We start from the raw sequence: 12589 nt of genomic DNA, 5'->3' as shown, positions 1-12589 counted from the left end.
GATGTTTGATAACAAAAGTTTAGTAGAGAGTTATACTTACAGTATAGATTTATTAACTCCAATAAATTTTATTTGTAGTCTTGCTCAAGACATTGCTAAAATTAATTCGGATAATTATGATATTTCAGAACTATTTGAGGATGAATTATTAGATACTGTTGAAGTAAATTTCGAGAGAATATTTGAACTTTCAAATGGTACTGATAATGAAGATAAGTCTAGAATTGATTTATTGTCAAATGATCTTGCTAATTATTATAACCAGAATATTATAACTGATATCGATGCAGAACTACGAGCAAGCGAAATATTATTAATTCATAGAACTTCAAAATCATTATATCTTTTAAATAAAAAAAATATTAGGAATGATAATACTGAAGTTACAGGAGGTATTACCCAAACTCTTTCAAAAAAAATAAATAATGTTATTAAGGAGAAAAATTTATTAAAAAATATTATCGAGAGGATTAGAGATGAAGAGGTTAGAGAATGTTTAGAAAATTCAATAAAAATTGAATTCATCGAATTGTATAAGGATTGTTTTAAAATTAAATTAAAAAAAAATATAGACGTGCCATATGCAAAGTTTAGTTATTTCAACACAGCTATGGTAGCTAAAGACTTTATTGACACTGAAAGTATTTGGATAAATAAAGATAAGTTTAGAGAAGAATTAAAAATTGACGTTGGAGTAGCAAATAATATTAATAGTCTCAATTTATTAGGTGCACAAAACACAGAAATAGGTATAGTCTATAATGATTATGTTTTTCCTTTTGTCGAAGAAAAATTAGTAAAGTACATAAATGAGGATAATAAGGTTGATTATTATTGGTTACAAATAAAAGAGGTTTTTAGACAACGGGAGTTAAACAAAGAACTTCATAAAAGTGAAATCTTAGATAATTTCAAGTTAAAAATTAAAAAGAATAACTTGTCTGATTTACTCTCATATTTAGAAAATAATCTTTACGTAAAAAATGATATTTTACAAAATTATCCACAGTACTTAGAATATTTTGAGAGTGTATTAAAAATTGATAATCTAAAATATTTAGAAGATTTTAATTTTTTTATATCTCAATCTCAAAATCCATCAACATTAGGAATTTATACAGACAAAAAAATTGATGGAGAAACTCATTACAATCTGTTACATTGGCTTTCAAAAACTGAAAATAATAGTTTTAATTTTAGAGATAGTTTTACTCCAAGGACAAAGGAAACAAAGCAAGTTTCATCTTTAAAGCCAGAAATAGCTTTCTATTACATTCATAAATACTTCGAAGATTTTATTCAAAAAATTTTAGATGAATTGGAGGCGGAGTATATAAGCAACTTTCATCTTTGGTACAATGGAAGTGATTTAGGAGAATTTGACTTTCTTATAAAAAACGGAAACAAATTGTATTTTATCGAAGCTAAAACTAAATTATCTAAAGAAAATATAGAAGCATATCAAAGTAAATGTGCCAAAACTATGAAAGCATTTCAAACTTTTGGTATTGAAGTGGAATTTTTAATAGTTGGAGCATATAGTAATCAAAGCTGTGAATCGTTTAGGTATTTCATTAATCGAGTAGACAAGAGAATTAAAAAATATAATTCTAAAAGAGAAAATTTAAAAACAATGCCGTATTATTTCAAAGTACCGATTCAAGAAATTGATAAAAAAATTGTTTGCATTGCAGAACCACATTATTCAAAACTTAAAGAATTAATTAAAAAGTTATGCCAAAAATAAATTTACCGGTTACCAGATATTATGGTTCTAAAAGGAAATTGGTTGATTTAATCTGGTCAGAATTAGAAAACATAAATGTTGAATTTAATTCAGTATTAGATGTTTTTGGAGGCTCAGGAATATTTTCCTATTATTCAAAACTAAGAGGAAAAAGCGTTATATATAATGACATTTTTCTTTTTAATCAGATTATTGGAGAGGCTTTGATTCAAAACAATTCAAATGAATTATCAGAGGAAGATGTGCATAATCTTCTAATTCGTGAACCAAACAGAATATATCAAAATTATATTGCAGAAAACTTCCATGATATATATTTTACTGATGAAGAGAATTATCAGATTGATACTGTAATACAAAATATTGGATTTTTACCTATAGAAAGAAGAGCAAGTGCGTATTATTTATTATTTCAATCATGTTTAATAAAAAGACCGTATAATCTATTTCATAGAAAGAACCTAAATCTCAGAACAAACTTTAATGGTGGTGGTTTTGGAAACAAAGTAACTTGGGAAAGACCTTTTAAAGAATTATTTTTAAAGTTTAATTCTGAATTGAATAAATATGTTTTTGATAACGGTCAAAACAACATCTCTTTAAATCATTCAGCCTTGCAGTGTAATTTACAAGCTGACCTGGTATATATTGATCCACCATATTTCCGTTCAGTTAATCATGTTCCTTACCATTCAAAATATCATTTTTTGGAAGGGTTAGCAAATTATAATTTAATTCCAGAGAATATTGATCACACCAAGTTGCATAGAGAAATTAATTTAAATAAATCTAATGAATTTGAAAACAAAAATACTTTCTTAAATGATTTGGAAGAGTTAATTGAAATGCATCAAAATTCAATCATTGCTATTTCTTATAGAAGTAATGGTGTTCCAACTATCGCAGAAATTGAAAGCCTTCTAAATCAATATAAGAATAATGTAAGAGCAATTAACTTAAAAAAATATAGTTATGCTTTGAATTCAAAAGGGAGTGAAAACTATGAATTTTTAATTTTGGGATTTTAAATTAATTTTTTTTAACATTATTAATTATTAACCTCTATTTTATTGTCCAAAGAGGAAAAAATATAGGGTAAAAAAACCCAGTCTCTCAACTGGGTTTTTCATTTCAATTATTCCTCTTTCTTTTTAGGTTTTTTGCGTTCACTTTTTTTAACGCCACCTGCCATTTCATACTGGGAACTGTTTTTGCCATATTTGGAGGCAATGCCATTCAAGATGCGCTCATTCCAATCTTTCAAAACATCTATTTGTGCGATACAAACATTGTACAAATCATCTACCGTACTCAAAGCGGTGTTGTAATCGCCTAAATTGGAGTTCAGTTTGGTGATTTGTGCTTCATAATTAGCAACGTTCAAATCATTTCCTAAATCCAATGCAGGATCAATACTTTTGATACCTGCTAATCGTTTGTTGCCTTTCTCAAGGTCTAAAACTCTGCCTAATTTTCTTCTGGCCATAATTTTTGTTTTTTTAAAATTTATAAATCGGTTATTTTACCTACTTATTAGTCATAATAAAAACCGTGCCAAAAATGTAAGAATAAATAAAAATATAGTAAGAAAAACGATAAAAATCTTGCGAATCCTTATTCTTACTATTGTTGCAATGTAAAACTTTTTTTTAACCGATGACAGGCTGTCAGCCCTTTATTTTACTGGATAAAGCAAAATGGTATTCGGTTAAAACAAAACTTAATTAGTAGTAAATCAAATACAATTTTCTTCAAGCAAAACTCAATTAGGTTACAGAAAAACGCTATTCGCTTTAAACACAACACGATTAGGTTTAAACAAAACTCGATTAGGCTTAAGCAAAACTCGATTAGGCTTAAACAAAACTCAATTAGCATTAAGCCAAACTCTATTTGGTTTAAACAAAACTCAATTAGCATTAAGCAAAACTCGATTAGGCTTAAGCAAAACTCGATTAGCATTAAGCAAAACTCTATATGGTTTAAACAAAACTCAATTAGCATTAAGCAAAACTCGATTAGCATTAAGCAAAACGCTATTCGGTTTAAATAAACACGCCATTTGCTGACATATTCCTTTTTTGCTACCATTCTGATTTGGTCTATTAGTTTTCAAAAACAAGAGCGAACAACTAAACAAAGAAAATCAACAAATAGATTGTTCATTGTTGGGTTTACATACTGAAAAGCCTTCATGAAATGGTTTACAATTCATTTTTATTCCTTCAATTTTATGTTATCAAAATTTAAAAGCAACAACCAAAAGAGCGTAAAATAGTAGCCTAATTAGTACCAAAAAAAGAGGTAAAAAATACCGTTCATCGGTAATGTTAAATTACTATTATGTATTTAATCGATTTTATCGAAAACTTGGGGGATTAATTTGGATAAATAAAAAATAAATGTACATTTGTCAAGTTGTAGTAAGGGTTATTTAATTATTAACAAACTCATTACTAGACAGTTTCAAAAACAAGATATATCGCACGCTTTTGGGTGCTTTTTTTGGCACTTTTATGATTATTAAACTAATTAAATTATGAATAAAATTACTCAAACACTTTTATCAACTACTACTGTTAAACTACTACTGGTAGTGTTTTTATTATTTGGCTTACAATCAAATGCCCAAAATGGTATTGTAGGTGCAGGTTTTACTAATGGATGGAATGCAGGTGATGTAGTCGGTTTTGATCCAAGTTCTGGAACTTCTAGAATTAAGATTTTACAACCAAGAGGAACAGGAAACCAATTTTTTAGAATGGTTCGTAACTGGAGTGGAAATGTAAATCAACTTGGTCCTTTTGGATGTACGGATACGGATTGGACAAATCCTGGAGTTAGTTATAATAACATGCCTGAGTGTGCCAATGGAGCTTTTTTTATTAATTGTCCTAATACGACTGATAATTACGTTTTCAAAACGCCAAACAGCGGTACAACCTCTTCTAACTTTGTCTATTTTAGAGTTCAAGGAGCTATTAGAAGTGTTTCGTCAGTGTCACAATTGCCTTTAACAACTAGTGTTACTCCAGGAGCAGCAACTACAGTTACAGCTACGCTAGATGGTGCATTAGCTACTGGTCAAGCTGTGTATATGAGATATACTAAAGACAATTACTTTACATCAACTGTTGTGCAATTAACAGGTAGTGGAACAACCTACACAGGTACAATTCCTGGTGCGTTTAATACGGCAGCAGCTAATGTTTCTTATTATCTTTTCACTTCTGGAACAGTTACTCCATCAGGAGCTGATGCAGAGTATTACACAATTAATTTAAACAACAATAGTGGTTCCAATTATACTTATACAGTAACAACACCAGCAGCTATTTACGTTCATAACTTTGGGACTGCTACTTTTACAACACCAGCATCATACAATGTTGCACCAAATACTTTTGCCACAAACTTATCTAGTTCACTTTGGAGAAATGTTGGGACAAATAATTGGAGTGGTTTAACGGGAAGTGCTACAGGATGTTTAAGTACACAAACAGGTAATAATACCTATACATTAACATTTAATGTGGCAACTGGTTTTGCAGTTTCCGTAAATTCATTTAATTTTTGGAGATTACGAAGTAGTGGTTCAGGTCCAACAACAGTGGCAATGACTATAAATGGAATTTCAGTATTAACTGGTAGTGCTGTTCCAACGACGGGTGCTAATTTAGGTGTTACAAACGTTTTAAATCCTGTAAATGGATTAACAGGAACAATTACAGTTGTATTGACATTTACTGGTGGTTCAACTGGTGGAACATTAAGAGTTGACGATTTTACACTAAACGGAAATGTAGTTGCTGTTCCAGTTGCGCCTCCAGTAGTAACAGGTGGTTCGCCAACAGGAACATTCAATACGGTTTTTACAACATATAATATCTCTGCAACCAATTCACCAACTGCTTATGCTGTTGCTAGTGGTTCTTTACCTCCAGGGTTAACTTTAAATACTACAACTGGAGCGATTACAGGAACTCCAACAGCTGCGGGTTCTTATACAGCTAATGTAACTGCTACTAATGCAGGTGGAACAAGTACTCCAGCGGCATTAAACTTTACTATTAATAAAGCTAACCAAACTATTACTTTTGCTGCTTTGGCGTCAAAAGTTTATGGCGATGCAGCTTTCACCTTAACAGGAACATCTACTTCTGGATTAACGGTTACTTTTGCTAGCTCAGTTCCAACAGTGGCTGATGTGGTTGGTAATACGGTAACAATATTCGGTATTGGAACTACAAATATTACTGCTTCTCAAGCAGGTGATGCGAACTATAATGCTGCTACTGCTGTAGTGAGAGCACAAGCGGTAACAGCAAAACCATTAACAATAAATAATGTAACGGCTAATAATAAAACACAAGATGGAACTACTGCAGCTACTTTGTCTGGTACGCCAGGTTTAGTTGGTGTGGTTTCAGGTGATGAAGCGGATGTTACTATTTCTGGAACGCCAACGGCTACTTTTGCCACGGCAGCGCCAGGAACAGGAATTGCGGTTACTGTAGCGGGTTATACGTTAGCTGGAGCTAAGTCGGGTAATTATACCGTTGCTCAACCAACTGGTTTAACAGCAAATATTACGGCACTAGGACTTCCAGATGCTACCGCTTCAACAGGAATTTTATCTAATGCTTTCACTGCTAATTGGACTTCTGTAACTGATGCAACAAGCTATGTTTTAGATGTGAGTTTATTTCCAACTTTCCAAACAGGTGGTGGTTCAGCTACGCTAAGCGAAGGATTTACAACCTACACAACAGCAAGTTCTTTTAATGGATTTTCATTAACAGGTACAGGTAATTATGCCACTACAGCTAGTAGTGGAACGACAGGTCCAAATTCAGTTCAGTTTAATGATACTGGCGATACTGTTTTATCACCATCTTTAACTGGTGCTGCAACACAATTAAACTTTTGGTTAAAAAGTAATGGATGGTCTACAGCAGGTGGAAATAATTTTCTAGTAGAAGGTTTCAACGGATCAAGCTGGGTAACTATTCAAAATATTCCAAGTACAAGTGTAGCTACAACTAGTGGTCCAGCTGGAGGAACTCAATTTGTATATAATTCAGGAACAACGCCGGCATTACCTTCAGATATTACACAATTTAGATTTACAATAACTAAGACTACAGGAAATGTTGCATTCGATGATTTCTCTGTAACTTATGCTACGTCACTTCCTTCGTTCGTTGCCGGTTATAATGGTTTGAATGTTGGAAACGTAACTTCCTATCAAGTAACTGGTTTAAGTCCAGAGACATTATACTTTTATAGAGTAAGAGCGGTGAGAGGAACTGCTCAATCAGGAAATTCAGATGTTGAGACAGCTTTAACAGCACCAGCTGCAGTAGTTTGGAACGGAACAGCATGGTCAAACGTTGCTGGTCCAGATGCTAATATAGATGCTATTATTGATGGTGTTTATAACACAACAACTCATGGTGGTTTCACAGCTAAACAAGTAACCGTTCAGTCGGGTTCATTAACTATTGCTAATGCAGGAGTAGTTACTATCACTAACGGATTAATCAATGAGTTAACTGAAGATGATGTAATAATAGAAAATAATGGTGTATTAATGCAAAGTGGCGCAGTTAACTTAAACACTGGTGCAATAACCGTTAGAAGAAACAGTTCGCAAATAAAGCGTCAAGATTATACTGCTTGGTCTTCGCCAGTAGCTAATCAAGGATTGTATGCATTTTCTCCAACTACATTGCCAAACCGTTTTTATACTTATAATACATCAACAGATCAATATAGTAATGCTGTTGGATTTAATTTAACAAATTTACAATATCCATCACCATTAATAGCTCCAAACGGTATTAATGGAACAGATTTAAACGCAGTTCCTTTCGAAGATGCTAAAGGATATTTAATACGCACACCATGGAATCACCCAACAGCTCCAGCAAGTTTTGCAGGAGAGTTTGTAGGTGTTCCAAACAGTGGAGAGATAACATTTGGAATGACAACAGGATTTAACTTAGTTGGTAATCCTTATCCATCGCCAATCAACATGACTACGTTTGTAGATAACAACTCGGCTAACATTACTACTTCATTATATTTTTGGAGAGAAACGAATGGAAGTACTTTGAACAATGCTTACTGTCAGTGGAATGATGGATTATTCCAATCCAATAGTGAAGCTGCTGTTTTTGATCCACAAAGTGTAATCAGAACAGGTCAAGGTTTCTTTGTTGAAGCTACAGCAACAACGGATTTAGTATTCAATAGCGGACAACGCATTGCCGATACTGCTAATCAATTCTTCCGTCAAGATAATAACCAAGATGTATATTGGTTGAATTTAACCAACGCAGCAGGTGCTTTTTCACAAGCAGTTGTTTCTTATAAAGACTATGCTACTAATGGTATTGATAGATATGATGGTAGAAATGTTGGAACACCAGCAACTAGTTTAACTTCTGTAGTTGAAGGACAAGAATTCGGAATTCAAGGTAAAGCATCATTTGTTGATACTGATGTAGTTCCAATGAACTTGAAAGTAGAAACAGCAGGAAACTATTCTATTGCAATTGATCATACAGTTGGAGTATTTAATGCAGGACAAACTATTTATTTAAAAGATAACTTAGTATCATCTTTACATAACTTAACCCAAGGTGCTTATAACTTTACAAGTGAAGCGGGAACTTTTGGAACTCGTTTTGAAGTAGTGTATAGAGAAGGAGCATTAAATGTTGATACACCAGTATTAACTGAAAAACAAGTAGTGATTTATAAAAACCAATCAAATGATTTTGTAATCAATACAGGAAACTTTGAAATGAGTGCTGTAAAAGTATTCGACATCAGAGGAAGATTGTTAGTAGAAAGACAAGCTATTAACGCAACACAAACTACAATCTCAGCTGGATTATCTAACGAAGTATTGTTAGTTCAAATCACAACAGGAGATGGAACAGTAGTTACTAAAAAAGTAGTTAGATAGAAAGTATACCACTTAATACTTTAAAATCCCCGTCAAATATTGACGGGGATTTTTTTTTGCAACTAACTCCGTTGTAGAACAAGTTCTATGCACGTTATCGAATTTACCATCAGTTTAACGATATTATAGTTTGTATTTATTTGATATTTAATAGTTTTGCTTTTTATCTTACAATAACATTTATTCGTAAGGTAATATCTAATATAAAACACAAAAAAGGCGGTTTATCGACAAAAAACGCATTTTGTCGATGATTTATTTGTTTATTTAACAAGAAGTATGCTAATTTGTATTTTATTAATGATGTAGTTTAAGCTCTACATCGTTGTAGTTTAAAAAGTATATAAATTATTAAATGTAAATAAATGGGAATGTTAACATTACTTAAACAAGTTGTAAACAAGAAAGAAATGAATAGAAATGGAGGACTAGTTTTTGGTTTCTTTTTTCTATTTGCTTTCTTAGGTAGTTTTAGTGTTACTGCGCAAGTAACGACACTTCAAAACTGGACTAACTTATACAACGGAACTAGCACAGCTACACAAAACATTACATACACTGTTCCTGCAGGTACAGGTTCCAATAGATTGTTGGCCGTAGCAATTGCTTCTTCTCAAACAGCGGTAGGTGCAAGAACAATTACGTTAACTTATGGCGGAAGAAATTTAACACTATCTAGTGGTGATTTAACAGTTAATTCAATTAGACAGCATACAGCGATTTATTATTTGAACGAAGCTGATTTAGATTTAGCTGCTAATACTACTTTGTCTTTTGCTATTGGTGGAGGAACAACAAGAGTTACTACGGTTTGGGCTGCAGTTTTTGATTCTGTTGATCAAACTACGCCAATTACAAATAGTAGAAATTATAATTCTGGAACAACAAGTACAAATTCTTTTGCTTTCGCAACGGCTTTGACAATAAATGCAAATGATCAAGCGGTTCTTGTTGTTAGTTCTTTACGTTCTGGAAATAATAATGAAAGAACCATTAATTATCCAACCAATTTTACATCAGTGAATGAGCAATTAAATAATACTTCTGATGGAACTAGAAATGGAATAGCTAATAGATCAATCCCGACGGCAAGTGCTAATTCAACTTGTGCTACAACCTTTTCAGGTGGTGGTGGAGCAACTGCATTAGCATCAATGACTGGTATGAGTATAAGAGCGTGTGTTGCGCCAACGGTTAATGCTGGTGCCGCTTTGACTGCTATATGTAGAGGTGGAACATCTGTTGCTCTTGGTGGAAGTGTTGGTGGTTCTGCTACAGGAGGAACATGGACAAGTAGTGCTGGTGGAACTTTTTCACCGAATGCTACTACACTCAATGCTACATGGACTCCGCCATCAAATTATACAGGAACAGCTACATTAACTCTTACAACTACAGGAAGTACATGTGGAGCAAATGTTTTAGCTACTAAAACGCAATTGGTAAATCCTACTCCAACAAATGTTACTGCTGCTGCAAGTACCAATACAATCTGTCCTGGAGGAAGTTTTAATTTGACTTCAAGTGCTACAAGCAATAATCCTCTATCCACAACACTTATTAATGAGAATTTTAATGGAACACCTGCAGGATGGATAACAACAAATAATAGTGTAGGAGGAACTCCGGCTAATGCAGCTTGGACTTTAAGAGGTAATAACTATGCAAATGTTAGAGAAACTTTTAGTAGTAATGATGCATCACAGTTTTATTTATCTGATAGTGATGCTCAAGGTTCAGCAACTAATACTGCAACAATATTACGTTCACCTTCTTTTAGTACTGTTGGATTGGACTCAGCTACTTTAACTTTTTTTCATTATTATAGAGAATATGATGCTACTGATTTTGGTTATGTTGAAGTTTCAACTGACGCAACAAATTGGACTACTTTAAATACCTATAATTCACTTCAGGGTGCAAGAAATGGTTTTATACAAGCTACAGTGAGTTTAGACTCGTACTTAAATCAAGCTACTGTTTATGTTCGATTTAGATACGTTGCAGTTTGGTCATGGTATTGGGCAATAGATAATGTTGTGGTTACAGGAACTAATATTCCGACAGCAACATTTGCTTGGACATCATCGCCTTCTGGATTTACTTCTTCATTGCAAAATCCAACAGGTGTTACAGCAAGTGTAGCGACAAATTATACTGTTACAGCAACCAATAGTTATGGATGTACAGCAACTGCTGCTACGAGCATCGCTATAGGAACAACTACAACATGGACATCAGCAGGTGGTGGAAGTTGGAGTAACGGAACACCAATTAGTACTACACCAGCGGTAATTTCTCATGCTTATACAACAGGTGTTGGAGCAGCAACTGAATTTTCGGCTTGTTCGTTAACAGTTAATTCCAATGCAGCGGTTGTTATCGCTTCAGGTGATACGGTAAACTTAAGTGGTGCTTTGACAGTAGCTAGCGGAAGTAGCTTTACTTTAAATAATAATGCGAATCTATTGCAAGGTGGAACAACCAATATAAACTCTGGTGCTATTACGGTAAACAGAAATAGTTCAGCAATATTGCGTCAAGATTACACTCTTTGGTCTTCGCCAGTGGCTAATCAAGGATTGTATGCTTTTTCTAAGTTTACATTACCAAATCGTTTTTATACTTATAATACAACGAATAATCAATATAGCAATGCTGTTGGGTTCAACTTAACAGGTTTGCAATATCCATCACCATTAGTAGCTCCAAATGGAGTGAATGGAACAGATATTAATAATGTGCCATTCGCTACAGCAAAAGGTTATTTAATACGTACTCCTTGGAATCATCCAACTGCACCAGCAACTTTTGCAGGTCAATTTACAGGTATTCCAAATAGTGGAAATATTCCTTATACACTTAGTACGGCAGGAACAGGATTTAACTTAGTTGGCAATCCTTATCCATCGCCAATTAGCATGACAGCGTTCGTTGATGATAACTCGGCTAACATTACTACGTCATTATATTTTTGGAGAGAAACGAATAATAATACAAGTAACAATGCTTATTGCCAATGGAATGATGGTGTTTTCCAAAGCAACGGACAAGCAGCCGTGGTTAATCCACTAGGTGTTATCCGTGCCGGACAAGGATTCTTCGTTCAAGCAACAGGAACTAGTTTAGTCTTTAATAACAACCAACGTGTTGATGATAATGCAAATCAGTTCTTCCGTGAAAATAATGAACAAGATGTGTATTGGTTGAATTTAACAAACGCAGCGGGTGTTTTCTCTCAAGCGGTTGTTGCTTATAAAGAATATGCTACAAATGGTATTGATAGATATGATGGTATGAATATTGGTTCACCAGCTACTGTTTTTGCATCTACTGTTGAAGGACAAGAATTAGGAATTCAAGGAAAAGCATCATTTGTTGATACAGACGTTGTTCCAATGAGTTTGAAAGTAGAAACAGCAGGAAACTATTCTATTGCAATTGATCATACAGTTGGAGTATTCAATAGTGGACAAACGATTTATTTAAAAGACAACTTAGTATCATCTTTACATAATTTAACTCAAGGTGCTTACAACTTTACAAGTGAAGCGGGAACTTTTGGAACTCGTTTTGAAGTAGTCTATAGAGATGGAGCATTAAATGTTGATACACCAGTATTAACTGAAAAACAAGTAGTGATTTATAAAGATCAAGCGAATGATTTTGTAATCAATACTGGAAACTTTGAAATGAGTGCTGTAAAAGTATTCGATATCAGAGGAAGATTGTTAGTAGAAAGACAAGCTATTAACGCAACACAAACTACAATCTCAGCTGGATTATCTAACGAAGTATTGTTAGTACAAATCACTACAGTAGATGGAGCAGTAGTTACTAAAAAAGTGATTAGATAATTTTTATAA

Annotated in this window: 5 protein-coding genes; 4 read left to right on the top strand and 1 reads right to left on the bottom strand. The window is 33.3% G+C overall.

Annotation, left to right across the window (positions count from 1 at the left end; all coding sequences use genetic code 11):
• Position 1: 1 nt before the first annotated feature.
• Positions 2-1747 (top strand): hypothetical protein, encoded by a 1746-nt coding sequence (locus BC748_RS10010; RefSeq protein ID WP_133533350.1) that lies wholly within the window; start codon positions 2-4, stop codon positions 1745-1747.
• Positions 1735-2775 (top strand): DNA adenine methylase, encoded by a 1041-nt coding sequence (locus BC748_RS10005; protein WP_133533349.1) that lies wholly within the window; start codon positions 1735-1737, stop codon positions 2773-2775. The genes BC748_RS10010 and BC748_RS10005 overlap by 13 nt, the downstream gene beginning before the upstream one ends.
• Positions 2776-2882: 107 nt before the next feature.
• On the opposite strand, the gene BC748_RS10000 is transcribed toward BC748_RS10005, so the two are convergent.
• Positions 2883-3233, bottom strand: coding sequence for a hypothetical protein (locus BC748_RS10000; protein WP_133533348.1), 351 nt, complete (start codon positions 3231-3233; stop codon positions 2883-2885).
• A 1053-nt stretch (positions 3234-4286) separates the two neighbouring features.
• Between BC748_RS10000 and BC748_RS09990 the strand changes: the two genes are divergently transcribed.
• Both BC748_RS09990 and BC748_RS09985 read left to right on the top strand, forming a co-directional pair.
• Positions 4287-8723, top strand: a complete 4437-nt coding sequence (locus tag BC748_RS09990) for a YDG domain-containing protein (RefSeq protein ID WP_133533346.1) — start codon at positions 4287-4289, stop codon at positions 8721-8723.
• Between the two features lie 371 nt (positions 8724-9094).
• Positions 9095-12580 (top strand): T9SS sorting signal type C domain-containing protein, encoded by a 3486-nt coding sequence (locus BC748_RS09985; protein ID WP_162846443.1) that lies wholly within the window; start codon positions 9095-9097, stop codon positions 12578-12580.
• The last annotated feature ends 9 nt before the right edge of the window (positions 12581-12589 follow it).

This window comes from Flavobacterium dankookense, from assembly GCF_004362665.1.
GTDB lineage: Bacteria > Bacteroidota > Bacteroidia > Flavobacteriales > Flavobacteriaceae > Flavobacterium > Flavobacterium dankookense.
This window is presented reverse-complemented; position numbering and strand designations above follow the sequence as displayed.

Excerpts from the sequence above, each read along its gene's own strand:
- BC748_RS10010 (WP_133533350.1), top strand. The coding sequence starts at position 2 with ATGTTTGATAACAAAAGTTTAGTAGAGAGTTATACTTACAGTATAGAT.
- BC748_RS10005 (WP_133533349.1), top strand. The coding sequence starts at position 1,735 with ATGCCAAAAATAAATTTACCGGTTACCAGATATTATGGTTCTAAAAGG.
- BC748_RS10000 (WP_133533348.1), bottom strand. The coding sequence starts at position 3,233 with ATGGCCAGAAGAAAATTAGGCAGAGTTTTAGACCTTGAGAAAGGCAAC.
- BC748_RS09990 (WP_133533346.1), top strand. The coding sequence starts at position 4,287 with ATGAATAAAATTACTCAAACACTTTTATCAACTACTACTGTTAAACTA.
- BC748_RS09985 (WP_162846443.1), top strand. The coding sequence starts at position 9,095 with ATGTTAACATTACTTAAACAAGTTGTAAACAAGAAAGAAATGAATAGA.